Genomic DNA, 24,600 nt, shown 5'->3' with positions numbered 1-24,600 from the left:
CCCGGACTAGAATCGGCAGGTCATGACTGCCATCTACGACTGCTCGGTCGACTCCCAGCTGCTCACCGGAATGCGCCTCGCGAGGGGCGCGATCGGCCGGGGCGAGCTCGTCGTGCTGCCGACCGACACGGTCTACGGGCTCGCCGCCGACGCCTTCACGCCCGACGCCGTGCAGCGACTGCTCGACGCCAAGGGCCGCGGGCGCACCTCGCCGCCGCCCGTGCTCGTGCCCGGCATCCCCACGCTGGACGCCCTCGCCGCGGAGGTGCCCGACGCCGTGCGCGAGCTCGTCGCCGCGTTCTGGCCCGGCGGCCTCACCGTCATCCTGCACGCGCAGCCCTCGCTGCAGTGGGACCTGGGCGAGACGCGGGGCACGGTCGCGCTCCGCATGCCCTCGCACCCGATCGCGCTCGAGCTGCTGAGCGAGACGGGCCCGCTCGCGGTCTCCTCGGCGAACCTCTCCGGCCGGCCCAGCGCCACCACTGCCGCGGAGGCCGAGGCCATGCTCGGCGACTCGGTCGCCGTCTACCTCGAGGCCGGGCCGAGCGGCACCGGCTACGAGGCGGTCGGCGAACGGCCGGGCGACCTGTCCTCGACCATCGTCGACGCCACGGCGCTCGCCTCCGGCGGACTCCTGCGCATCGTCCGCGCCGGGGTCATCACCCGCGAGCGCATCGCCGAGGTGGTGGGGGAGGAGCTCCTCGCCCCGATCCCGGCCCCCGCGGCGCCCGCGGCTCCTACCGACGCGGACGCCGCGGCGACCGCGGACGCTGCGGCGACCGCGGACGACGCGACCGAGAGCGCCCCCGACGGGACGGACGCCGCCCGCTCATGACCCTGTTCGTCGCACTCGCGCTCCTCGCCGCGCTCGTCACCTTCGGCTGCGCGGTCGTGGTCTGGCGGCTGAGCCTCAAGTACCGGCTCTACCCGAAGATCCGCGAACGCGACGTGCACACCCGGCCGACCCCGAGGCTCGGCGGCATCGCCATGTTCATCGGCGTGCTCGCCGCGTTCGGCGCCGCCTGGTTCGTCTCCTCGCTCGGCTCGACGCGCTTCGCGAACGTCGCCATCATCTTCCAGAACCCGGGCCAGGTGCTCGCGATCCTCGGCGCGGCCCTGCTCATCGTCCTCATCGGCGTCGCGGACGACCTCTGGGACCTCGACTGGATGACGAAGCTCGCCGGCCAGTTCATCGCCGCCGGCCTGATCACCTGGCAGGGCGTCTCGATCGTCTCGCTGCCGATCGGCGGCATCACCGTCGGCTCCTCCTGGATGTCGGCCGCGGTGACGGTCTTCGCCATCGTCCTCGTGATGAACGCGGTGAACTTCATCGACGGCCTCGACGGGCTCGTGGCCGGCGTCTCGCTCATCGCGAACGGCGTCTTCTTCGTCTACACCTATCTGCTCGTGCAGCAGACCTCGCCGACCAACTACTTCAATCTCGCCTCGATCATCGCCGTCGTGCTCGTCGGCGCCTGCGCGGGCTTCCTGCCGCTGAACTGGCGCCCCGCGAAGCTCTTCATGGGCGACGCCGGCGCGCTCCTGGTGGGCTTGCTGATGGCGACGTCCGCGATCTCGGTCACGGGGCAGCTGAACCCGGGCAGCGTCGGCTTCGAGCAGCTCTTCGCGGCGTTCATCCCGATCCTGCTGCCCTTCATCGTGCTGCTCATCCCGCTGCTCGACTTCGGCCTGGCCATCGTCCGGCGCCTCCGCGCGGGCAAGTCGCCGTTCACGGCCGACCGCAAGCACCTGCACCACCGGCTGCTCGACATGGGGCACAGCCACCTGAACGCCGTGCTCATCTTCTACGGCTGGACGGCCGTGGCGTCGGTCGGCTGCCTCCTCACCTACGTCTTCCCCGTCTACTTCGACCTCGACGTGGTCTGGGCCTTCGTGTTCCTCGGGGTCGGCTTCGTCGTGTGCACGGCGTTGACGCTCGCTCCGCTCGGCCGCCGGAAGCGTCAGACGGTCGCGGCGGAGGAGCGCCCGGTCGAAGGGCCGGTGAACGCCGCCGGGGGAGCGTCCGAGGCCCCGCTCGACGCCGACGGGCTCGACGAACTCGCAGGGACGCCCTCAGTAGAATCGGGCGACCCCGGAACAGGAGCCCGATGAACGACGTCGCCCCCGCAGACCGCACGCCCACCTCGAACCCGGTGCTCCGCCGGGCGCTCACCTGGGGCGGCCTCCTGGCCGCAGTGATCCTGGTGGTGAGCTCGGTGCTCGGCCTCGTCTTCGCCGGAGTGCCCGGCCTCGTGAGCGCCCTCATCGGCACGGTGATGGCCGTCGTGTTCATGGGCATCACCTCGGCGAGCATCCTCCTCGCCAACCGCTACGCGAACAGCGACCTCTTCGTCGGCATCTTCTTCGGCGTCGTGCTCGGCGGCTGGATCGTGAAGTTCATCGTCTTCATCGTGCTCGTCGTCGTCCTGCGCGGCGTCGACTGGCTCGACCCGACGGTGCTCTTCCTCAGCATCGTGGCCGGCGTGCTCGCCTCGCTCGTGGTCGACGTGCTCGTCGTGGCCAAGTCCCGACTGCCCTACGCGAGCGATGTCGAGCTCCCGAAGGCGCCCTCCGAGGACTGATCCCGGCGAAACTCCCGGCCACGGCGAATTCGTCTCGATGTAGAAGTATTGCTAGAGTAGACCCCGATCCCCTACGGTTTGCGCCGCTCGCGCGTGTGCGAAACCGTATCCGATGTTCGTCGTCGCGAGAGCCCCGCTCCACGCCCCGAAACAGGAGAACGCGCTGCTAGCACACGCTGTGAACCTGCTGGTTCCGATGTCAACCGATGATGGTGAATTCCACGGCCCGTCGATCGGCGAATTCTTCCCGGGTCCGCTCCTGTTCGAGGACACGCCCTTCGAGATCAACCGCATCATGCTGGTGCGCTTCGTCGCCGTCGCCGCGCTCCTCCTGCTCTTCTGGCTCGGCACCCGCCGCATGCGCGTCGTCCCGGGCCGCTTCCAGAGCCTCGTCGAGATGGGCCTCGACGTCGTCCGCGTGAACATCGCCGAAGATCTGCTCGGCAAGAAGGACGGCAAGCGCTTCCTGCCGATCCTCACCACCATCTTCTTCATGGTGCTGTTCATGAACATCACGGGCGTCATCCCGTTCCTGAACATCGCCGGCACCTCCGTCATCGGCGTGCCGCTGGTCCTGGCGATCGTCTCCTACATCACCTTCATCTACGCCGGTGTGCGCAAGAGCCCGAAGAACTTCTTCAAGAACGCGCTCTTCCCCTCGGGCGTGCCGTGGCCGGTGTACATCATCGTCACGCCGATCGAGTTCATCTCGACCTTCATCATCCGCCCCGTCACGCTGACGCTGCGACTCATGATGAACATGATCGTCGGCCACCTGCTGCTCGTGCTCTTCTTCTCGGCCACGCAGTTCTTCTTCTTCGCGGCGCCCGGGCTGTTCAAGCTCATGGGCGTGGGCAGCCTCGCCTTCGGCCTGGCCTTCACCCTCTTCGAGATCCTCGTCGCCGTCCTGCAGGCCTACGTCTTCGCTCTTCTCACCGCGGTCTACATCCAGCTCGCGGTCGCGGAAGAGCACTGAGCCGGGCAACCGCCCACACCAATCCCTAAGAAAGGAAACCCCAACGTGGACGCAACCACCGTTCTCGCTGAGATCAACGGCAACATCGCGACCGTCGGCTACGGCCTCGCAGCCATCGGCCCGGCCATCGGCGTGGGCATCGTCGTCGGCAAGACGATCGAGGGCGTGGCTCGCCAGCCCGAGCTCGCCGGCCGCCTGCAGGTGCTGATGTGGATCGGTATCGCCTTCACCGAGGCGCTGGCCTTCATCGGTATCGCCACCTACTTCATCTTCACCAACTAGTCCCCTTCCGCAGCGAGTTAGGAGGCCACTGTGCTTCACGCAGTACTCAAGGCTGCGACTGAGGAGTCGACGCAGAACCCGGTGATCCCGGAGTGGTACGACATCATCTGGTCGTCGGTCTGCTTCGTCATCATCCTCGTCTTCTTCTGGAAGTACGTGCTGCCGCGCGTCCAGAAGATGCTCGACGAGCGCGGAGAGGCCATCGAAGGCAACATCGCGAAGGCCGATGAGGCTCAGCGCAAGGCCGAAGCGGCCCTCGAGGAGTACACCGCTCAGCTCGCCGACGCGCGGGCCGAAGCCGGTCGTATCCGCGAGACCGCCCGCGAGGACGGCAAGCAGATCGTCGCCGAGGCCAAGGACACCGCGGTCGCCGAGGCCGCTCGCGTCACCGCGAGCGCGCAGGCGCAGATCGAGGCCGAGCGGCAGTCCGCGCTCGTCTCGCTGCGCAGCGAGGTCGGCACCATCGCGATCGACCTCGCCTCGGGCGTGGTCGGCGAGACGCTGTCCGACGACGCGAAGGCGAAGGCGGTCGTCGACCGCTTCCTCGCCGATCTCGAGGCCGACTCGGCCACCGCCGGAGGGAAGAACTAGCCCATGGGGAGCGCCACGACCCAGGCCCTGGCCGCCACGCGCACCGCACTCGGTGCGCTCGGCCCGGCCGAGCTGTCGGTCGCGAGCGAACTGCTCGCCGCCGTTCGCGTGATCGGTGCCACGCCGCAGCTGCGCACCGCACTCACCGACAACGAGGCGGATGCCGCGCAGAAGCGCGCGCTCGTCGAGTCGGTCTTCGGCGGCAAGATCTCGGCCGGCGCGGCCTCGCTCCTCGTGAGCGCCGCGTCGAGCCGCTGGTCGAGCGCCGCGGACTTCCTCGCGGGCGCCGAGGAGCTCGGCATCCGGGTCGCCGCCCGGGCGTCCGGCGACGCCGAGGTCGACGCCGAGCTGTTCGCCTTCGACCGCACGGTCTCGGGCGACTCCGAGCTCGAGCTCGCGCTCGGCTCGAAGCTCGGCGGCCCCGAGCCGAAGGCGGCGCTCGTCGACCGCCTGCTCGGCGGCAAGGCCTCGCCCGCGACGGTCACCATCGTGCGTCATCTGGTGCAGCAGCCGCGCGGCCGCCGCATCGGCGAGATGCTCCGAGGCGCCGCGTCCGTGGTCGCCGACGAGCGCGGCTTCGACGTCGCGACCGTGACGACCGCCGTCCCGCTCACCGCCGAGCAGCTCGCCCGGCTCGAGCGCGGCCTCGCCGTTCAGGCCGGCCGGCCCATCCGCTTCGACACCATCGTCGACCCGGCCGTCGTCGGCGGGGTCCGCGTGCAGATCGGCGACGACGTCATCGACGGCAGCGTCGCCAGCCGCCTCAACGAGCTGCGGCAGAAGCTTGCCGGCTGACGCCGGACGACAACGACCGGCGTCCTTCGCCGCGACACATCAGTAGCTGTACCGCGGTACAGGCCAGCCCAGGAAAAAGGAAATGGCAATGGCAGAACTCTCCATCAGCCCCGACGAGATCCGTTCGGCTCTCTCGGAGTTCGCCCAGGCGTACGAGCCGGGCGCGGCCCAGAAGACCGAGGTCGGGTACGTCACCGACGCGGCCGACGGCATCGCCCACGTCGAGGGCCTGCCCTCGGTCATGGCGAACGAGCTCGTCCGCTTCGCCGACGGCACCCTGGGCCTCGCGCTGAACCTCGACGAGGACGAGATCGGTGTCGTCGTGCTCGGCGAGTTCACCGGCATCGAAGAGGGCATGGAGGTGACCCGCACGGGCGAGGTCCTCTCCGTCCCCGTCGGCGAGGGCTACCTCGGCCGTGTCGTCGACCCGCTGGGCAACCCGATCGACGGCCTCGGCGAGATCACCGGCATCGAGGGCCGCCGCGCCCTCGAGCTCCAGGCGCCCGGCGTCATGCAGCGCAAGAGCGTGCACGAGCCGCTCCAGACCGGCATCAAGGCGATCGACGCCATGATCCCCGTCGGCCGCGGCCAGCGTCAGCTGATCATCGGCGACCGCCAGACCGGCAAGACCGCCATCGCGATCGACACGATCATCAACCAGAAGGCGAACTGGGAGTCGGGCGACCCGACCAAGCAGGTCCGCTGCATCTACGTCGCGATCGGCCAGAAGGGCTCGACCATCGCGAGCGTGAAGGGCGCCCTCGAGGACGCCGGCGCGATGGAGTACACCACCATCGTCGCCGCGCCGGCCTCCGACCCGGCGGGCTTCAAGTACCTCGCCCCCTACACCGGCTCGGCCATCGGCCAGCAGTGGATGTACGCCGGCAAGCACGTCCTCATCGTGTTCGACGACCTGTCGAAGCAGGCCGAGGCCTACCGCGCCGTGTCGCTGCTCCTCCGCCGCCCGCCGGGCCGCGAGGCCTACCCGGGCGACGTGTTCTACCTGCACTCGCGCCTGCTCGAGCGTTGCGCCAAGCTCTCCGACGAGCTCGGTGCCGGCTCGATGACGGGTCTGCCCATCATCGAGACCAAGGCGAACGACGTCTCGGCGTACATCCCGACCAACGTGATCTCGATCACCGACGGCCAGATCTTCCTGCAGTCCGACCTCTTCAACGCCAACCAGCGCCCGGCGGTCGACGTGGGTATCTCGGTCTCGCGAGTCGGCGGCGACGCGCAGGTCAAGTCGATCAAGTCGGTCTCCGGCACGCTCAAGCTCGAGCTCGCCCAGTACCGCTCGCTCGAGGCCTTCGCGATGTTCGCCTCGGACCTCGACGCGGCCAGCCGTCGTCAGCTCGCCCGCGGTGCGCGCCTCACCGAGCTGCTGAAGCAGCCGCAGTACTCGCCGTACCCCGTCGAGGACCAGGTCGTCTCGATCTGGGCCGGCACCAAGGGCTACCTGGACGAGGTCCCGGTCGAGGACATCCTGCGCTTCGAGTCGGAGTTCCTCGACTACCTGCGCCGCAACTCGGACGCCCTCACGGTGCTCCGCGAGTCCAACAAGCTCGAGGACGAGACCATCGCCAAGCTCGAGTCGGCGATCTCGACCTTCAAGAGCGAGTTCCAGACCGGTGAGGGCAAGCCCCTCGCCTCGGTCGGCAGCGAGCAGTTCGAGGCCATCGCCGAGGAAGACGTCAACCAGGAGAAGATCGTCAAGGGTCGCCGTTGAGGCATCCGGCGATCTAGCCAGGTCACCAGGGATACAGGAGAGACATGGGAGCGCAACTTCGGGTCTACCGGCAGAAGATCAAGTCTGCCCAGACGACGAAGAAGATCACCAAGGCGATGGAGCTCATCGCCGCCTCGCGCATCCAGAAGGCGCAGGCCCGAGTGACGGCGTCGACGCCGTACTCGCGGGCCATCACCCGTGCCGTCTCGGCCGTGGCGACGTACTCCAACGTCGACCACGTGCTGACGACCGAGCCCGAGAAGATCGAGCGTGCGGCCGTCGTGATCCTCACGAGCGACCGCGGCCTCGCCGGCGCCTTCAATTCGCAGGTCCTGCGTGAGGCGGAGGAGCTCGCCGAGCTCCTCCGCTCGCAGGGCAAAGAGGTGGTGTACTTCCTCGTCGGACGCAAGGCGGTCGGATACTTCCAGTTCCGCCACCGCGGGTTCGAGCAGCAGTGGACCGGCAGCTCGGAGAACCCCGAGTTCGAGCTGGCGAAGGAGATCGCCGACGCCGTGCTCGAGGCCTTCCTCCGCGACGCCTCCGACGGCGGCGTCGACGAGATCCACGTCGTCTACAACACCTTCGTGAGCATGATGACGCAGACCCCCACGGTCGTGCGTCTGCTGCCGCTCGAGGTGGTCGAGGGCGTCGAGGAGCCGGATGCCACGGTGCAGCCGCTCTACGAGTTCGAGCCCGACGTCGAGACGGTGCTCGACGCGCTGCTTCCGGTGTACATCGAGAGCCGCATCTTCAACGCGCTCCTGCAGTCGGCTGCCGCCAAGCACGCCGCCACGCAGAAGGCGATGAAGTCGGCCTCCGACAACGCCGACAAGCTGATCACCGACTACACCCGCCTCGCGAACAACGCTCGCCAGGCTGAGATCACGCAGCAGATCTCCGAGATCGTGGGCGGCGCGGACGCGCTCGTCGTCGCCAAGTAGCAATCCAGAAAGAGTGAGCAGAATGACTGACACCATCGACATGGTCGCTGACCAGGCCGTCGCGGTCGGCCGGATCGCCCGCGTGACGGGCCCGGTCGTCGACATCGAGTTCCCGCACGACTCGATCCCCGAGATCTACAACGCACTGACCACCGAGGTCACCATCGGCGACGAGACCTCGACCCTGACGCTCGAGGTCGCTCAGCACCTCGGCGACGACGTGGTCCGGGCGATCGCCCTGAAGCCGACCGACGGCCTCGTCCGCGGCCAGGAGGTCAAGGACACCGGCGCGCCGATCTCGGTGCCCGTCGGCGACGTCACCAAGGGCAAGGTCTTCAACGTGATCGGCGAGGTGCTGAACCTCGAGCCCGGGCAGACCATCGAGGTCACCGAGCGCTGGCCGATCCACCGCAAGCCCCCGGCCTTCGACCAGCTCGAGTCGAAGACGCAGCTCTTCGAGACCGGCATCAAGTCGATCGACCTCCTCACCCCGTACGTGCAGGGTGGAAAGATCGGCCTGTTCGGTGGTGCGGGCGTCGGCAAGACGGTCCTCATCCAGGAGATGATCCAGCGCGTCGCGCAGGACCACGGTGGCGTCTCGGTGTTCGCCGGTGTCGGCGAGCGCACCCGTGAGGGCAACGACCTCATCCACGAGATGGAGGAGGCGGGCGTCTTCGACAAGACCGCCCTCGTCTTCGGCCAGATGGACGAGCCGCCGGGCACGCGTCTCCGCGTCGCCCTGTCGGCGCTGACGATGGCCGAGTACTTCCGTGATGTCCAGAAGCAGGACGTGCTCCTCTTCATCGACAACATCTTCCGCTTCACGCAGGCGGGCTCGGAGGTCTCCACGCTGCTCGGCCGCATGCCGTCCGCGGTGGGGTACCAGCCCAACCTGGCCGACGAGATGGGTATCCTCCAGGAGCGCATCACCTCGACCCGTGGCCACTCGATCACCTCGCTGCAGGCGATCTACGTGCCGGCCGATGACTACACCGACCCGGCCCCGGCCACCACGTTCGCGCACCTCGACGCGACCACCGAGCTCTCGCGTGAGATCGCTTCGAAGGGTCTGTACCCGGCGATCGACCCGCTGACCTCGACGTCGCGCATCATGGACCCGCGGTACCTGGGCGCCGACCACTACCGCGTCGCCACCACGGTCAAGCAGATCCTCCAGAAGAACAAGGAGCTCCAGGAGATCATCGCGATCCTCGGTGTCGACGAGCTCTCCGAGGAAGACAAGATCACCGTGGCCCGCGCGCGCCGCATCCAGCAGTTCCTCTCGCAGAACACCTACATGGCGAAGAAGTTCACGGGTGTCGAGGGTTCGACGGTTCCGCTGAAGGACACCATCGAGTCGTTCGACGCCATCGCCCGCGGTGACTTCGACCACGTCGCCGAGCAGGCCTTCTTCAACGTCGGCCCGATCTCGGATGTGGAAGAGAAGTGGGCGCAGATCCAGAAGGAGAACGGCTGATCATGGCCGCCCTCAACGTGAGCGTCGTCTCGGCCGACCAGGAAGTCTGGTCGGGCGAGGCGGCGATGGTGGTCGCGAAGACCGTCGAAGGCGAGATCGGCATCCTGCCGGGTCACGAGCCCATGCTCGCGATCCTCGCCGGCGGCGAGGTCCGCGTGACGCTGGACGGAGGGGAGAAGCTCACCGCGAACGCGGAGGAGGGCTTCCTCTCGGTCCAGCAGAACTCGGTCCAGATCGTGGCGTCTCGCGCCGCGCTCGTCTGAGCGATCCACCCAGCTGAGAAGGAGTTCGCGGATGCCTGGGGAGCAGCCGTTCGACCGCCAGTTCGGTGACCTCGCGGTTACCCAGCTCATCGTCATGGCGGGGCTGCCGGGCGCGGGGAAGTCGACGATCGGTGAGATCGTCGGCGCCCGCCTCGGCGCCACCGTCGTGTCGGTCGATCCGATCGAGTCAGCCGTGCTTCGTGCCGGCATCGATGCGGATCAGCCCACGGGCCTCGCCGCGTATCTCGTCGCCGAGGAGATCGCGCGCAAGGAGCTCGAAGCCGGCCGCACCGTGATCGTCGACGCGGTGAATGCCGCGGAGGCCGCGCGGCTGCAGTGGCGCGATCTCGCCGAGCGAACCGACGCCCGGCTCCGGGTCATCGAGGTCGTCTGCTCGGACGAGGGCGTGCACCGCTCCCGTCTCGAGAAGCGCGAACGGAATCTCCCGCACCTCGACGAGACCACGTGGCGCGCCGTGGAGCAGAGCCTCGAGGGCTACGCCGCCTGGAACGGCCCGTCTGCGGCCCTCCCGCGCGTGACGATCGACTCGGTCCGCTCGCTCGGCGAGAACGTCGACGCGGCGCTCGCGTTCATCGCCTCGTAGTGCTGCTCGTCCTTCCACCCTCGGAGACGAAGCGCACCGGGGGAGCGCTGCCGCCGCTTCGTCTCGACGCGCTGTCGTACCCCCCGCTCGAGCGGATCCGCGCCGAGCTCGTGGCGGCTGTGGTGGAACTCGCCGCCGATCAGGATGCCGCGATGCGGGCCCTGAAGCTCGGACCCCGTTCGGCGGCCGAGGTCGAGCACGACCGGCGGCTCGCGACGTCGCCGACCATGCCGGCCCTCGATCGCTATACCGGCGTGCTGTACGACGCCCTTGACGCGCCGAGTCTCGACGCCGATGCACGCGCCTACGCCGGCCGGCACGTCGTGGTGCACTCGGCGCTGTTCGGTCTCGTGGGTGCGCTCGATCCCATCCCGGCGTATCGGCTCTCGCACGATTCACGGGTGCCCGGCCGCCGTCTGAAGCAGCTCTGGCGCGAGCCGATCGCAGCTGCACTCGCCGCTCATGACGGGCTCGTCGTCGATCTTCGCTCCGAGGGCTACGTCGAACTCGGCCCGGCACCGCCCGGTTCCGTGTTCGTGCGCGTCGTCGCCGTCGATGGCGACGGTCGAAAGCGCGCCCTCAACCACTTCAACAAGCGCGCGAAGGGGGAGTTCACCCGTGCGCTGCTGAGCGCCCGTCCGGAGCCCCTCGACGACGTCGACGCCCTGATCGCCTGGGCACGGTCGGCTGGGTTCGAGCTCAGCCTCGGGGCCGGCGCCGGCGCCGGGGCCGGGGCCGGGAACGGGACCGCAGAGCCGGCCGTGCGCGAGCTGGAGCTGCTCGCGGGCTAGCGGCGCGCGGCTGGGGCGGCAGCGTTGTCCGGCCGATCAGCTCGCCGGCTCGCTCGCCTGGTGCGGGGAGCGGAAGCAGCCCGCGAGGTGGTCGTCGACCATGCCCGCGGCCTGCATGAGCGCGTACATCGTCGTCGGGCCGACGAAGCGGAAGCCGAGCCGGCGGAGCTCCTTGCTCATCGCCGTCGACTCGGGTGTCGTCGCGGGGACTTCGGCGAAGCTCGCGAACGGTGCGTCGCGGGTCGGCGGTGCGAACGACCAGAGCAGCTCGTCGATCGGGGTGTCGAGGGCGAGCGTCGCTCGAGCGTTCTGGATCGTGGCTTCGATCTTGCCGCGGTGCCTGATGATCCGCGCGTCGCCGAGCAGTCGCTCGACGTCGTGCTCGTCCATCTCGGCGACTCGGACGGGGTCGAAACCGTGGAAGACCTCCCGGAACACCGGGCGGCGTCGCAGGATCGTGATCCACGAGAGCCCGGCCTGGAATCCTTCGAGGCAGAGCTTCTCGAACAGCCGCACTGGGTCTCGCATCGGCGTGCCCCACTCCTCGTCGTGGTAGCGGGAGTACTCGGCGTCGCCCGCGCCCCAGGCGCAGCGGGCGATTCCGTCGTCACCGACGACGAGGTCGGGGCGTGCAGCGCTCACGCGGCGAAGCCGATCTGCTCGTGCCCGAGCAGCCAGAGCTTGGTGGAGATGCCCTGTCCGCCCGAGTAGCCGGTGATGCGCCCGTCGGAGGCCAGCACCCGATGGCACCCGATCACGATCGGGATCGGGTTGGCGCCGACCGCACCACCGATCGCTCGCGCGGAACCCGGGCGGCCGACGGCCTGGGCCAGGGCGCCGTACGAGGTCGCCTCGCCCCAGTGCAACCGCGCGAGCTCGGCCCACACGGCGCGCTGGAAGTCACTGCCGCCCGTCGGTCGCACCGGAAGTTCGAAGTCGGTGCGCGTACCGGCGAAGTACTCGGCCAGCTGCTCGCGGGCGAGCTCGAGGACGGGGTTCGGACGCTCGGGCTCGTCGTCGTGGGGCAACGAGCCGTCGGCGTCCTCGATCGTCAACGCGACGAGGTGCTCGTCGTCGCCGAGGAGCTCGATGCGCCCGACGGGGGAATCGATACGGAGGAGGAAGACGTTGCTCATGCTTCGAGCGTAGCTGCGGCCACCGACGCGGGCTCGCGGGAATCGGACACCTGTGGAAGCGAGCGTGAAGCCCGCGGATGTGGGGGAGAAGAGCCGGATCCAGTCTCGGAGCATCGAGGCATCCGTCCTCCCCATTCCGCGGTTCGAACCCGCGCTCCACAGAAGCTGCCCGGCGGGGGAGAAGCCCCTCGCCCGGCGCTGAGGCTTGGGCGCATGACGAAACAGATCACCGTCCGCGCCGTCGGCGGACACGAGTTCCTCGCCCTCCTTCCGCAGCTGGCCGGCACCTCGCTCCGTCGTTCGCTCGTGTGTGTGGCCTTCCGCGGCAGCACCGTCATCGGTGTTCTGCGGCACGACCTCCCGCGACGCATGGCGGATCATCCCGTGCTCGTGGCGGCCGTGGTCGGCGCCGTGTGCCGTATCGAGCAGGCCGAGGGTGTCATCGTGACCGTTTACACCGACCGCGAGTATCCACGGTCGGCGGCCGCAGCCGAACGGCGCCTGATCGAGCGGGCGAGCGCACGGCTCGAGGACGCGGGCTTCGAGGTTCGCGACGGATTCATCGTGGCGTCGACCGGCTGGGGCTCCGTCGTCGATCCGACGGTCCCGGTCCGCGGGCGGGAGCTCGAGCTCATCGACGCGGCGGCGGCCGAGCTCCCGGTGCTCGCCGGACTCGCCGAGGAACCGCCTCCGCCGAGCTCGGACCGCGCTCGAGCCGCTCGGCTGCGTCGGCGCCTCGTCGCCCTGCGCGAGCAGGGCTCGATCGAGTGGCTCCAGCGCGAGCTCGGCGGGCAGATCGATCCGATCGAGCTCGTGGAGCGGCTGCTGCACGAGCCGGCGGCGACCGCGGCGCAGGGGGCGTGGTTCGCCGAGCTCTCCGCATCAGCGGTGTTCCGAGACGCGATCGTGCTGCAGATCGCGTTCGGCACCTCGGTCGGCGAGATCGCGCTCCAGGGCGTCGCCGGCTTCTCGGCGACCGGTCACGATGCGGCCGACGCGTCGCTGCTCGAGGCATCGGGGGGATCCGAGGAGTTCGTCACCGAGCTGTATCTCGGCCGCACGAGGCTCAGGCCGGAGAGGAAGCGAGTCGAGGCCGGCATCGAGTTCGTCGAGCGGCTCCTCGTCGACCTGCCACGGAGCTACCGGCCGGGGGTGCATTGCGTCGCCGGCTGGCTGCATTGGGCGCTCGGGCGGGGGAGCCGTGCCGGTTCGCACCTCGACCGCGCGCTCGAGATCGATCCCGATCACGCGATGGCACGGCTGCTCGACACCTACCTCGGTTCGGGGGCCCTCCCCGAGTGGGCCTTCGTGCGTGAGGACGAGCGTCGCGAGCTGCTCGGCGGTCGGTGACCCGTGTCGGCAGGACGGACCACCGCACGCGATTCCGCGCGCAGCGACCGAGAAGGCCCCGGACGCGTCGCGTCCGGGGCCTTCTCGAGCCGGCAGCTTCAGTGCGGCCGCGCGCCGAGGGGTGCGCAGCCGCCAGCGATCACAGGCGGTTCGACGCCTCGGTCAGCACGCTGCGCAGGATCTGCTCGATCTCCTGGAACTCGGGCACGCCGATGGTGAGCGGCGGCGAGAGCTGGATCACGGGGTCGCCGCGGTCGTCGGCGCGGCAGTACAAGCCCGCATCGAAGAGCGCCGTCGAGAGGAAGCCGCGCAGCAGGCGCTCCGACTCCTCCTCGTTGAAGGTCTCGCGCGTGGCCTTGTCCTTCACGAGCTCCACGGCGAAGAAGTACCCCTCGCCGCGGACGTCGCCCACGATCGGCAGGTCGTTCAGCTTCTCGAGCTCCGCGCGGAACAGCGGGCTGTTCTCGCGGACGTGCTCGTTGAGCTTCTCCTCCTCGAAGATGTCGAGGTTCTCGAGCGCGACCGCGGCCGAGACCGGGTGACCGGCCCAGGTGTAGCCGTGGTAGAAGGTCGTGTCGCCCTTCTTGAACGGCTCGTAGATCCGCTCGTTGATGATGGTCGCGCCCATCGGGGCGTAGCCCGAGGTCATCGCCTTCGCGCAGGTGATCATGTCGGGCACGTAGCCGAGCTGGTTGCACGCGAAGTAGTCGCCGATGCGGCCGAAGGCGCAGATGACCTCGTCCGAGACGAGCAGCACGTCGTACTTGTCGCAGATCTCGCGCACTCGCTGGAAGTACCCGGGGGGCGGCGGGAAGCAGCCGCCGGAGTTCTGCACCGGCTCGAGGAAGACGGCGGCGACGGTGTCCGGGTCCTCCATCAGGATCTGCTCCTCGATGCGGTTCGCCGCCCAGAGGCCGAAGGCCTCGATGTCGTCGGCCGGCGCGCCCATCTCGGCGGCGCGGTAGAAGTTGGTGTTCGGCACGCGAAGACCGCCGGGGGTGATCGGCTCGAACGGCGCCTTGATCGGCAGGCCGGTCACCGCGAGGGCGCCCTGCGGGGTGCCGTGGTAGGCCAGGGCGCGCGAGATGACCTTGTACTTGGTCGGCTTGCCCATGAGCTTCCAGTAATTCTTCGCGAGCTTGTAGGCGGTCTCGACCGCCTCACCGCCACCCGTCGAGAAGAAGACGTGGTTCAGGTCGCCGGGCGCGTACTCCGCGAGACGGTCGGCGAGCTCGATCGCCTTGGGGTGCGCGTAGGACCAGATCGGGAAGAACGCGAGCTCTTCGGCCTGCTTCGCGCCCGCCTGGGCGATGCGCGAACGGCCGTGGCCGGCGTTCACCACGAAGAGGCCCGCGAGGCCGTCGATGTAGCTCTTGCCGTTGATGTCGTAGATGCGGTGGCCTTCGCCGCGAGTGATGATGGGCACACCCTGCTCCATCGTCGACTGGCGCGCGAAGTGCATCCAGAGGTGATCCTTCGCCTGCTTCTGCAGCGTCGCATTGTCGTAGCGGACATCGGTCATGGTCATCGGTTCCTCACGGTTCCCCAGTTGTAATGCTGCTTCTGCAGCCTCAGGTAGACGAATGTCTCGGTCTGCTGGACGCCGTCGAGCGACCGGATGCGAGCGTTGAGGAGATCGATGAGCTCCTCGTCGTTCTCGCACACGACCTCGGCGAGCAGATCGAAGCTGCCGGCGGTGAGCACCACGTAGTCGATCTCGGGGATCGCGGACAGCTGCTCGGCGAGCAGCCGGGTGTCGCCTTCGGCGCGGATGCCGATCATCGCCTGTCTCGTGAACCCGAGCTGCATCGGATCGGTGACCGCGACGATCTGCATGACGCCGGCCTCCTGCAGCCGTTGCACGCGTTGGCGCACCGCGGCTTCGGAGAGGCCGACGGCCTTACCGATGTCGGCATAGGAACGCCGGCCGTCGGTCTGGAGCTGCTCGATGATCGCCTTCGACACATCGTCGAGTTGCACCGGACGCGACGTGAGTCGTCCCGTGTTCGTCATGGCTCGATCATGACAGTCAAAAAGGCCAGAAGCAAGGGAATCAGTCGAATGAGCCGCGTTTCACAACTGATTCCATGGATGGGTGGTGGGGAACGCTCCGGGATCGCCCGTGGCTCGCATCGAGATGTCCGCAGCCGCACGCGGGTTCGAGGCGCTACGATCGACGGGTTCCCCTCACATCCTGACGCGTCCCCCCGCAGACAGGCGAGATCCGTGACCCAGATCGGCATCGGCAATCCGCGCCATCGCGTCGTGCTGCCCGGCGGCACCGAGATCGGGATCGCGTGGTCGGCGATGACCGACACCGGTCTCCGACGCGAGGTGAATGAGGACAGCTTCCTCGCCCAGCCGCCGATCTTCGCCGTCGCCGATGGGATGGGCGGCCACGCGGCCGGCGACTTCGCGAGCGCCGCGGTCGTCACGAGGCTCGCCGAGTACGGCGGTCGAACCGTTGTGGGTACGCCGGACATCGACCAGGCACTCCGCTCCGCTGTGCAGGACATGGGCCGCGGCCGGGGAGTGACCGACGAGGGCAGCGGGACCACGGTCACGGGCGTCGCGCTCGGCTCGATCTCGGGCGAGCCCGCATGGATCGTCTTCAACATCGGCGACTCCAGGGTCTACCGGCTCATCGGCGGCGTGCTCGAACAGCTCACCGTCGACCACTCGATCGTGCAGGAGCTCGTCGATGCCGGGCAGATCACGCGAGAGGAAGCCGAGACGCATCCGCATTCGAACGTGATCACGCGCGCGGTCGGCTTCCATGAGGCGCCGTTGCCCGATTACCGAGCCATCGCCATCGAACCGGGGATGCGTCTGCTGATCTGCTCCGACGGGCTCACGAAGGAGATCACCGCCTACGGGCTCCGCCATTTCCTCGCGTCCAATCCAACGGCGGATGCCGCGGCCAGGCACCTGATGGATGCGGCGCTCGGCAACGGCGGTCGCGACAACGTCACGGTGGTCGTGGTCGACGTGCTCGACGTGGTGCCGCCCGTCGAGGCCGGCTGAGCGATCCGGCACTCGGCGACACGGGCGGCACTCGCCTGCACCGCCTCGGCCGCCCCCGCCGGTACGCTTGAGGCGGAGATGAGGAGTGTGCACGTGAACTGCCGGATCTGCGGTGCGGACCTGCCCGAAGGGGCGATGTTCTGCGGTGAGTGCGGGAGTTCGACGAGCGCGACGCCCGAGTCGAGGCGCAAGCCGGATCCGCGACCGGGCGACACCACGATCATGAGCCCGCTCCCGCGCCGCAACAGCGGCGTCATCAGCATCCCGGTCGGCGGGTTCCTCGCGCCGGCCGCCGAGGTCCAGCACGCGGACGGGGCTGGGGCAGCAGTCGACCAGGCTCGCTCGCAGCACGCGCCCGAGACGGCATCGCCCGGGACGAACGCGCCGGGGGAGTCCGACCGGTTCCGTCTGCGATTCAGCACCGGGGAGACCCGGATCGTGTTCGGCACCGGATTGATCGGGCGCAAGCCGCTGCCGCAACCGGGTGAGCGGTTCGACCATCTCGTGCAGATCGCCGACCGCACGCTCTCCGTCTCGAAGACGCATCTCGAGTTCGGTTCGCACGACGGCGTGCTCTGGATCGCCGACCGATTCTCCGGCAATGGAACACTGGTGCGCCGCCCCGACGACGGTGCCGTGCGCTGCGAACCCGGCCGTCGCTATCAGGTGCCACGAGGCAGCACGATCGAACTCGCGCAGCAGCAGATCGTCGTCGATTAGCGCGCGCGGGTACCCCTCCTCCACATCGGAGTGCGCGCCGGACGCATCCCCGGAACCGGATCGCCGAGCGGGCTCAGTGGCCTGACCGTGCTGAGCTGAGCGCATGCACGCCCAGCCCGATCGACTTCCGCCGCTCCGATTGCCGCCGCCGCTGGGTCGTCGGTCACGGCCTCCCTTCCCGCTCCTCGCGACGCTGGCACCCGTGGCGACCGCCGGTCTGCTGTTCGCGCTCACCAACTCTCCGCTCGCGCTCGTGTTCGCCGCGGTCGGCCCCGTCGTGGGGCTCGCCGCCATCGTCGACGGTCGTCGCGGCGCACGGCGGCAACTGCGTCGGGATCGGGCCGAGCGGGCCGAGGCGCTGCGCGGGCTCACCGACGAGATCGACGCACGCCACGCGGGCGAACGCGAGCGCGCGTGGCAGCGCGTCGGCGAGCTCGGCGCGGTGCTCGAGGAGCCGGCCGGCGCGAGATGGAGCGGCGCCGGCGCGAACGAGCTCGTGCTCGGCCGCGGTGCGATGCCGAGCACTCTGCGAATCGAAGGCGAGGCGTCCGACGCGGACGACCGCGCCCTGCTCGCCAGAGCATGGACCCTGTCGGATGCGCCGATCCGAGCCGATGCCGCGGCGGGCATCGGATTCGTGGGCCCCACTGTGCTGACTCGTGCGGCCGCCCGCGCGGCGCTCGTCCGCTGGAGTGCCGCTGTGCGCCCGGGCAGCTCGGGCCTTCGCGTTCCTCAGACGAAGGAGTGGCGCTGGGCAGCGCGGCTGCCTCAGCGCGGCGTCGAGCCGACCGTCACCGTCGTCGAGGGGGAGCGGGTGACGCACTCACGCGGGGTGATCGCGATCGCGACCGCGCGTGAGCTGCTGCCGCCGGGACTCGGCACCGTGGTCCAGCTGCACTCGCCACGTCGCGCGCGCGCCGAGGTGCTCGCCTCGCCCGAACAGCACCGCGAGTTCGTGCCCGAACTGCTCGGTCTGCGGCAGGCGATCACGGCGGCAGCCCGTCTTGCCGAGGCCGCGGCCCGGAGCGGTCTGGAGGCGAAGCCGCTGCCGAGCCGAGTGGATCTGGCGGCGCTGGCCCAGCCGCCCGCGGCAGGGCGTGCGAGCCTCGTCGCCGCGGTCGGAACGGCGCCCGGGGGAACGCTGGAACTCGACCTCGTGCGTCAGGGACCGCACGCGCTCGTCGGCGGGACGACGGGCAGCGGCAAGAGCGAATTCCTGCTCGCGTGGCTCGCGGCGCTCGCCACCTCGTACTCGCCGTCGGCACTCGCGATGCTGTTGGTGGACTTCAAGGGCGGCGCGGCCTTTCAGCCGATCGCCGGGCTCCCGCACGTCGTCGGCGTCGTCACCGACCTCGACGAGTCGGAAGCACTCCGCGCCGTCGAGAGCCTCCGGGCGGAGATCAGACGACGAGAGCGCCGGCTGCGCGAGTGCGGCGTGCGCGACTTCATCGAGCTCGATCACGCGGTCGAGCTGCCGCGACTCCTGATCGTCGTCGACGAGTACCAGGCGTTGCTCGAGCGCTTCGACGAGCTCGGTCGGGTGTTCGCCGACCTCGCGGCGCGCGGCCGTTCGCTCGGCATGCATCTCATCCTCTCCACGCAGCGCCCGAACGGCTCCGTTCGGGAGCAGATCACCGCGAACTGCCGGCTGAGAATCTGCCTCCGCGTGCTGCATCCGAGCGATAGCCGGGCGCTCGTCGGAGTCGATGATGCGGCCGAGCTCCCGCCCTCGCTGCCGGGCCGGGCGATCGTCGACGATGGCACCGGGCCGCCGCAGCCGTTCCAATCGGCGATCGCGGATCCCCTGCACCTCGAGCTGCTGCGAGCCGGCCGATCGAGCGATGACCACGCCATTCGCCCGTGGCTCGACCCGCTGCCCAGGCGGATCGCTCTGGCCGAGGTCGGGTCGTCGCCGGACGGGATCGAGTTCGGTCTGCTCGACGCCCCCGACCAGCAGCGCCGCCTGAGCGCGGTCTGGTCGCCCGAGTCCGACGGGGCGCTGCTGGTCTGCGGCGCTCCGGGAAGCGGGAGGAGCACGACGCTCGACACGATCGCATCATCGTTCGCGGCGCGCTACGGCATGGGGCGGGTGATCAGGCTGCCGGCGAACCGTTCCGCCGCCTGGGACGTGCTGATGGAGCTGGCCCGACCGGGTGCATCGGCCGACCTCGGCACCGCTCCCAGGCTGCTGCTCGTCGATGGCGCCGACGTGCGCTTTCGGGCCTGGCCCGACGAGTACCGGCTCGCCGTGTCCGAGGCGCTCGCGACGATCCTCGAGGACGGGAACGGCCTCCACATCGTCGCCTCGGCGACGAGGCCGATCGGCCTCTCCGCCGAGCTCCGGGACGGATTCAGGTCGCTGCTGCTGCTCCGGCAGTCGTCCCGCGGCGAGCTCGCGCAACTGGGCGGCGACCCCTCTCTGTGGCGAGCGGACGACGGGCCCGGAAGCGGGCAATGGCGGGGGCTGCGGCTGCAGGTCGCGCTCGCGGATCCGCCATCTTCTTCGGCTCCGCGCGCTGCGAGCGCGCCGCGCGTGCAGGCCGCGCCTGCGCCTGCGCTCGTCTTCCACCCGGGAGTGAGCTACGCACTCGTGACGCGGAACGTGCCGGTTGCACTCGCGCGGCTCTCGGAGATCGGGGGAGTCCGAGTCTCCGTCCTGACGGCGGCGGGGAGCGTCGGGGATCCGCTCGCTGCAGCGGCCGAGACCGAATCGGCCGAGGTGATCGTCGGTGACCTGGACGCGTGGGCGGCCGCCTGGCGGGTCTGGACCGAGCTGAAGCACACCGGGGTGGCCATCGTCGACGGCGGGCTCGCCGAGTTCCGCGCGCTGCTCCGCGGACGGGAGTTGCCGCCGTTGCTCGATCCAGGCGCCGCGCAGGGCTGGCGCATCGCTCCCGACGGGGGAGTCGAGCGCTTCAGCTGGCCGGAACGGCGATTTCGACGGATTCATCCGTCGAACCCGGAGCACGCAACCGAAACCATCGCGTCCGACGCGGGATCGTAACGAATCGGACATCGACTCGTGATTCCAGCCGGGCAGTGTGGCAGGATCAATCCACCCCGCAGTGCTGCGAACCCGAGAGGAAGCCCGTGACTCGGCAACCCCCGACGGATCCACGAATCCGTTCCCTCATCGATCTCGCACGTCGCCAGCAGTTGAGTCGCAGGACCTTGCTCGCCGGTGCCGGCGCCGGGGCCACCGCGCTCGCGCTCGCCGCGTGTCAGAGCGGGCCGCGCGCGAAGCCGACGCCCGCCGCCGACCGTTCGGACGGCGATCCGACCGTCCGCTGGGCGAACTGGGCCGCCTACATCGACGAGGACGACGACGGCAACTACCCGACGCTGCAGGCGTTCACCGAGGCCACCGGCATCTCGGTCGACTACCAGGTCGCCGTCGACGACAACAACACCTACTACGGCAAGGTGAAGGACCAGCTCGCGCTCGGCCAGGACATCGGCTCCGACACCGTCTGCCTCACCGACTGGATGGTGGCCCGCTGGATCCGCTTCGGCTACACACAGGAGCTCGACCACGGCAACATGCCGAACCTCGCGAACCTCAACCCGGCGCTCCGCGACCCCGACTTCGACCCCGGCCGCACGTACTCCGTGCCGTGGCAGGGCGGCTTCGGCGGTATCTGCTGGAACAAGGAGGCGATCCCCGGGGGCATCACGCGGGTGTCCGACCTCTGGGACCCGTCGCTCAAGGGCCGGGTCGGCGTGCTCTCCGAGATGCGCGACACCATGGGCTGCATCATGCAGGACCTCGGCACCGACATCGCCGGGGACTGGGGCGACGACGAGTTCACCGCGGCGATCGACGTGTTCCGCGAGCAGGTCGACCGAGGCCAGGTGCGCAACATCAAGGGCAACGCCTACCTGGAAGACCTGAAGTCCGGCGACACGCTCGCGGCGATCTGCTGGTCCGGCGACATCACCGTGATCAATGCGGAAGCCGGCGACAAGTGGGAGTTCGCCCTGCCCGCAGGCGGCGGCACGCTGTGGAACGACAACTTCCTCGTCCCCGTCGGCTCGCCGCGCAAATCGAACGCCGAGCGGCTCATCGACTTCTACTACCAGCCCGAGATCGCCGCGGAGGTGGCGGCCTGGGTGAACTACATCACTCCCGTCGAGGGGGCGAAGGAGGCCGCGATGGCCATCGACCCCGAGCTCGCCGAGAACCAGCTCATCTTCCCGAACGCCGACACGCTCGAGCAGGCCCACGTCTTCCGAGGGCTCACGGCGCGCGAGGAGCAGAAGTACCAGACCCAGTTCCAGTCGATCCTGTTGGGAGTGTGACCATGGCGATGCGCGAATTCGCCGAGCGCGGCGCGGACCTCGAGCTCGTCGGCATCCACAAGCGATTCCCCGGCTTCACCGCGATCGAAGAACTCGATCTCACGATCCCGGCGGGGTCCTTCTTCGCCCTCCTCGGGCCGTCGGGCTGCGGCAAGACGACGACGCTCCGGCTCGTCGCCGGGCTCGACGAGCCGACAAACGGACGGATCCTCATCGGGGGAACCGACGTCACGGCCACTCGATCGCACGAGCGGCCGGTCAATACGGTCTTCCAGAGCTACGCGCTCTTCCCGCACATGACGATCCTCGAGAACGTCGCGTTCGGGCTCCGCCGCCGGCGCATCGACGACCCGGCCGGGAAGGCGCACGAAGCGCTCCGCCTCGTCGAGCTCGATCACCTCGCCCAGCGCCGGCCCCAGCAGCTCTCCGGCGGTCAGCAGCAGCGCGTCGCACTCGCCCGGGCGATCGTGAACCGGCCCGCGCTGCTCCTGCTCGACGAACCGCTCGGCGCGCTCGACCTCAAGCTGAGGCGGCAGATGCAGCTCGAGCTCAAGGCGATCCAGGAAGAGGTCGGCCTCACCTTCCTGCACGTCACCCATGACCAGGAGGAGGCCATGACGATGGCCGACACCGTCGCGGTCATGAACAAGGGGCGCATCGAGCAGATGGGCGCCCCCGAGGAGCTCTACGAACTGCCGAGGACGGCGTTCGTCGCGAACTTCCTGGGCCAGTCGAATCTCTTCACCGGCGACGTCGTGGGCGCCACGGACACGGCGATCGCGGTCGACGCCGCCGGCTCGCGCATCGTCGTCCCGGCGGCGCGCGCGCAGCGCCACTCCGGGCAGGTCACGGTCGGCGTCCGCCCCGAGAAGGTCGAGCTGCACCGTGAACAGCCCGTGGTCGAGGCGGACCGCAATCTCATCGGCCCGGGCGTCGTGACCGACGTCTCCTTCTCGGGCGTGAGCACTCAGTACCTCGTCGAGATCCCCGGAGCAGGACGCGTGCTGGTGTTCGCGCAGAACATCGGCTTCGGCCCGGCGGCCGCTGAGGGCGACCGCGTCTGGGTGAGCTGGGCGGTCGAGCACGGTTTCGGTCTCGAGGACACGCCGGACGAATCACGCTTCCAGGCGGATGCCTCGACGAGTGCCATCGCGGCCCAGCACCGCGACGCGCTCGTGGCGGAGCTCGAGGAGCACTGAGGTGGCCTTCGCAGCCTTCGCCACGGCCGAAGCACAGCCGCAGGCACCGAGGAAGCGCAGCGCGATCGCCCTCGTGCTACTCGCCCCCGGCATCGCCTACCTCGTGCTGTTCTTCCTCACGCCGCTCGTCTCGCTCCTGCTCACCTCGCTGCAGGTGCAGAGCGAGTTCGGCGACATCGGCGAGTTCGACTACGCCTTCAACTGGCAGAACTACGTCGACGTCGTCACCTCGTACTGGCCGCACATCCTGCGCTCGTTCGGCTACGCCCTCGTCGCGACCGTGCTCGCCCTCGTGATCAGCTATCCGATCGCGTACTTCATCGGAGTGAAGGCGCGCAGCAAGCCGCTCCTGCAAGGCATCCTGCTCGTCCTCGTGATCGCCCCCTTCTTCATCTCCTTCCTCCTGCGCACCCTGGCCTGGAAGCAGGTGCTCTCCGACGAGTCGTTCATCATCACCTCGCTGAAGGCGCTGTCGCTCATGGCGCCGGACGCGCACTTCACCGGCACCCCGTTCGCGGTCATCTTCGGTCTGACGTACAACTTCATCCCGTTCATGACCCTGCCGCTCTACACCACACTCGAGCGGCTCGACCTCCGCTACCTGGAGGCGGGCGGCGACCTGTACGCGAGCCCGGCGACGGTGTTCCGGAAGGTCACCGTGCCGCTGTCGATGCCGGGCATCGTCGCCGGCACGCTGCTCACCTTCATCCCCGCGGCCGGCGACTACGTGAACGCGAGCCGTGACTTCCTCGGCGGGCCGGGCACGCAGATGATGGGCAACGTGATCGAGGCGAACTTCCTCGTGCTGTTGAACTATCCGGCGGCCGCGGCACTCTCCATCATCCTGATGGCGGCGATCCTCATCCTCGTCGGCATCTACGTCAAGCGGAGCGGAACGGAGGACCTGCTGTGAGCGGTGAAGGACAGGCCGGAGCGGTCCTCGGCGGACTCGCCGAGAGCGAGCAGCTCGAGCAGCGCCCGCAGCCGACGCGCGAGCGGCCCCGGCGCGGGCTCGGCCGCTGGCTGCTGCCCACCTACGTGACGATCGCGTTCGCGTTCCTCATGATCCCGATCGTGTACACCTTCGTGTTCAGCTTCAACGACTCGGTGAAGTCGAACATCGCGTGGCGCGGGTTCACCTTCGACAAGTGGCTGAACGTCTGCAACGTCGAAGGCGGTGCCGTCTGTCAGGCGTTCGGCAACAGCATCGTGATCGGGCTCGTCGCGACCGTCCTGGCCACGACGCTCGGCACGATGATCGCGATCGCGCTCGTGCGCTACCGCTTCCGCGCCCGCTCGGCGATCAGCCTCCTGCTGTTCCTGCCGATGGCGACGCCGGAGGTGGTGCTCGGTGCGGGCCTGGCCGCGCAGTTCCTCGCGGTCGGCGTGCCGAAGGACATGCTGACGATCATCCTGGCCCACACGATGTTCTGCATCAGCTTCGTCGTGGTCACGGTGAAGGCGCGGGTCGCGAGCCTCGACCCGGCGCTCGAGGAGGCGGGGCGCGACCTGTACGGCTCGCCGTCGCAGGTGTTCTGGCGGGTGACGTTCCCGCTGCTGCTGCCCGGCATCCTCGCGGCCGCGCTGCTCTCCTTCGCGCTCAGCTTCGACGACTTCATCATCACGAACTTCAACTCCGGTTCGGTGTCGACGTTCCCGAAGTACATCTACATCTCCGCAGCACGAGGCATCCCGGCCGAGGCGAACGTGATCGCCTCCGCGGTGTTCCTGTTCGCCATGATCCTCGTGATCACGGTGCAGGTGTCGCGCGCGGCGCGCGAGAAGCGGCTCGCCAAGCTGAGCTGAGCAGAGCGGACCAGGGCAGAGCTGAGTTGAACTGA

At 69.2% G+C, this 24,600-nt stretch carries 25 protein-coding genes; 21 read left to right on the top strand and 4 right to left on the bottom strand.

Features of this window, described 5'->3' with window-relative positions; translation table 11 throughout:
* Positions 1-22: 22 nt before the first annotated feature.
* From QSJ60_RS13890 to QSJ60_RS13830, 13 genes are all read left to right on the top strand, one after another.
* Positions 23-835, top strand: coding sequence for an L-threonylcarbamoyladenylate synthase (locus QSJ60_RS13890; RefSeq protein WP_285463961.1), 813 nt, complete (start codon positions 23-25; stop codon positions 833-835).
* A complete protein-coding gene (locus tag QSJ60_RS13885; RefSeq protein ID WP_230768595.1) occupies positions 832-2,112 on the top strand; it encodes an MraY family glycosyltransferase in 1,281 nt (426 codons plus the stop codon). Before QSJ60_RS13890 ends, QSJ60_RS13885 begins: the two co-directional genes overlap by 4 nt.
* Positions 2,109-2,582, top strand: a complete 474-nt coding sequence (locus QSJ60_RS13880) for a Cg1360 family ATP-synthase-associated protein (protein WP_230768593.1) — start codon at positions 2,109-2,111, stop codon at positions 2,580-2,582. Before QSJ60_RS13885 ends, QSJ60_RS13880 begins: the two co-directional genes overlap by 4 nt.
* A gap of 196 nt (positions 2,583-2,778) precedes the next feature.
* Positions 2,779-3,558, top strand: a complete 780-nt coding sequence (gene atpB / locus QSJ60_RS13875) for a F0F1 ATP synthase subunit A (RefSeq protein ID WP_230768591.1) — start codon at positions 2,779-2,781, stop codon at positions 3,556-3,558.
* Between the two features lie 45 nt (positions 3,559-3,603).
* Positions 3,604-3,840 (top strand): ATP synthase F0 subunit C, encoded by a 237-nt coding sequence (gene atpE / locus QSJ60_RS13870; RefSeq protein ID WP_108390493.1) that lies wholly within the window; start codon positions 3,604-3,606, stop codon positions 3,838-3,840.
* Between the two features lie 30 nt (positions 3,841-3,870).
* The gene (locus QSJ60_RS13865) at positions 3,871-4,431 is read left to right on the top strand and encodes a F0F1 ATP synthase subunit B (RefSeq protein ID WP_230768588.1); all 561 of its coding nucleotides are present in this window, start codon (positions 3,871-3,873) and stop codon (positions 4,429-4,431) included.
* Positions 4,432-4,434: 3 nt separating this feature from the next.
* Complete coding sequence (locus tag QSJ60_RS13860) at positions 4,435-5,226, top strand: F0F1 ATP synthase subunit delta (RefSeq protein ID WP_230768586.1); 792 nt, start codon at positions 4,435-4,437, stop codon at positions 5,224-5,226.
* A gap of 88 nt (positions 5,227-5,314) precedes the next feature.
* Positions 5,315-6,955 (top strand): F0F1 ATP synthase subunit alpha, encoded by a 1,641-nt coding sequence (atpA, locus tag QSJ60_RS13855; protein WP_230768584.1) that lies wholly within the window; start codon positions 5,315-5,317, stop codon positions 6,953-6,955.
* Between the two features lie 44 nt (positions 6,956-6,999).
* A complete protein-coding gene (locus QSJ60_RS13850) occupies positions 7,000-7,896 on the top strand; it encodes a F0F1 ATP synthase subunit gamma (RefSeq protein WP_230768582.1) in 897 nt (298 codons plus the stop codon).
* A gap of 22 nt (positions 7,897-7,918) precedes the next feature.
* The gene (gene atpD / locus QSJ60_RS13845) at positions 7,919-9,373 is read left to right on the top strand and encodes a F0F1 ATP synthase subunit beta (RefSeq protein ID WP_230768580.1); all 1,455 of its coding nucleotides are present in this window, start codon (positions 7,919-7,921) and stop codon (positions 9,371-9,373) included.
* Positions 9,374-9,375: 2 nt separating this feature from the next.
* Entirely contained in the window at positions 9,376-9,636 is a 261-nt protein-coding gene (locus QSJ60_RS13840) for a F0F1 ATP synthase subunit epsilon (RefSeq protein WP_189086159.1), read from the top strand.
* A gap of 31 nt (positions 9,637-9,667) precedes the next feature.
* Positions 9,668-10,240 carry a P-loop nucleotide/nucleoside kinase family protein gene (locus QSJ60_RS13835; protein WP_230768578.1) on the top strand — a complete coding sequence of 191 codons (573 nt, stop codon included), beginning with the start codon at positions 9,668-9,670 and terminating at the stop codon, positions 10,238-10,240.
* A complete protein-coding gene (locus tag QSJ60_RS13830) occupies positions 10,240-11,031 on the top strand; it encodes a YaaA family protein (RefSeq protein ID WP_285463960.1) in 792 nt (263 codons plus the stop codon). Before QSJ60_RS13835 ends, QSJ60_RS13830 begins: the two co-directional genes overlap by 1 nt.
* A 36-nt stretch (positions 11,032-11,067) precedes the next feature.
* Here the strand turns inward: QSJ60_RS13830 and QSJ60_RS13825 are convergent, their stop codons facing one another.
* The gene (locus tag QSJ60_RS13825) at positions 11,068-11,673 is read right to left on the bottom strand and encodes a DNA-3-methyladenine glycosylase I (RefSeq protein WP_285463959.1); all 606 of its coding nucleotides are present in this window, start codon (positions 11,671-11,673) and stop codon (positions 11,068-11,070) included.
* Entirely contained in the window at positions 11,670-12,167 is a 498-nt protein-coding gene (locus tag QSJ60_RS13820) for a methylated-DNA--[protein]-cysteine S-methyltransferase (RefSeq protein ID WP_285463958.1), read from the bottom strand. Before QSJ60_RS13820 ends, QSJ60_RS13825 begins: the two co-directional genes overlap by 4 nt.
* A gap of 213 nt (positions 12,168-12,380) precedes the next feature.
* Between QSJ60_RS13820 and QSJ60_RS13815 the strand changes: the two genes are divergently transcribed.
* Positions 12,381-13,517 carry a DUF4192 family protein gene (locus QSJ60_RS13815; protein ID WP_285463957.1) on the top strand — a complete coding sequence of 379 codons (1,137 nt, stop codon included), beginning with the start codon at positions 12,381-12,383 and terminating at the stop codon, positions 13,515-13,517.
* Positions 13,518-13,656: 139 nt separating this feature from the next.
* Here the strand turns inward: QSJ60_RS13815 and QSJ60_RS13810 are convergent, their stop codons facing one another.
* Positions 13,657-15,039, bottom strand: a complete 1,383-nt coding sequence (locus QSJ60_RS13810; protein ID WP_189086153.1) for an aspartate aminotransferase family protein — start codon at positions 15,037-15,039, stop codon at positions 13,657-13,659.
* A 2-nt stretch (positions 15,040-15,041) separates the two neighbouring features.
* Positions 15,042-15,530, bottom strand: a complete 489-nt coding sequence (locus QSJ60_RS13805; RefSeq protein WP_189086152.1) for an Lrp/AsnC family transcriptional regulator — start codon at positions 15,528-15,530, stop codon at positions 15,042-15,044.
* Positions 15,531-15,743: 213 nt separating this feature from the next.
* Here QSJ60_RS13805 and QSJ60_RS13800 point away from each other — a divergent pair, with 213 nt between their 5' ends.
* The 7 genes from QSJ60_RS13800 (at position 15,744) to QSJ60_RS13770 (ending at position 24,565) form a co-directional block, all read left to right on the top strand.
* On the top strand, positions 15,744-16,541 hold the full coding sequence (locus QSJ60_RS13800; protein ID WP_230768570.1) for a PP2C family protein-serine/threonine phosphatase: 798 nt from the start codon (positions 15,744-15,746) through the stop codon (positions 16,539-16,541).
* Positions 16,542-16,763: 222 nt separating this feature from the next.
* Positions 16,764-17,261, top strand: coding sequence for an FHA domain-containing protein (locus QSJ60_RS13795; protein WP_230768568.1), 498 nt, complete (start codon positions 16,764-16,766; stop codon positions 17,259-17,261).
* 202 nt (positions 17,262-17,463) lie between these two features.
* Complete coding sequence (locus QSJ60_RS13790; protein WP_285463956.1) at positions 17,464-20,265, top strand: FtsK/SpoIIIE domain-containing protein; 2,802 nt, start codon at positions 17,464-17,466, stop codon at positions 20,263-20,265.
* Between the two features lie 167 nt (positions 20,266-20,432).
* Positions 20,433-21,560 carry an ABC transporter substrate-binding protein gene (locus tag QSJ60_RS13785; RefSeq protein ID WP_269061115.1) on the top strand — a complete coding sequence of 376 codons (1,128 nt, stop codon included), beginning with the start codon at positions 20,433-20,435 and terminating at the stop codon, positions 21,558-21,560.
* Between the two features lie 2 nt (positions 21,561-21,562).
* The gene (locus QSJ60_RS13780; protein ID WP_230768564.1) at positions 21,563-22,759 is read left to right on the top strand and encodes an ABC transporter ATP-binding protein; all 1,197 of its coding nucleotides are present in this window, start codon (positions 21,563-21,565) and stop codon (positions 22,757-22,759) included.
* Between the two features lies 1 nt (position 22,760).
* Positions 22,761-23,672: an ABC transporter permease gene (locus QSJ60_RS13775; protein ID WP_189086147.1), complete on the top strand. Its 912-nt coding sequence runs from the start codon at positions 22,761-22,763 to the stop codon at positions 23,670-23,672.
* 149 nt (positions 23,673-23,821) lie between these two features.
* Positions 23,822-24,565, top strand: coding sequence for an ABC transporter permease (locus QSJ60_RS13770; protein WP_189086208.1), 744 nt, complete (start codon positions 23,822-23,824; stop codon positions 24,563-24,565).
* The last annotated feature ends 35 nt before the right edge of the window (positions 24,566-24,600 follow it).

It is taken from the genome of Agromyces sp. NBRC 114283 (assembly GCF_030268405.1).
Lineage (GTDB): Bacteria > Actinomycetota > Actinomycetes > Actinomycetales > Microbacteriaceae > Agromyces > Agromyces mediolanus.
The sequence above is the reverse complement of the archived record's forward strand: the minus strand, read 5'-3'. Positions and strand labels throughout refer to the sequence as shown.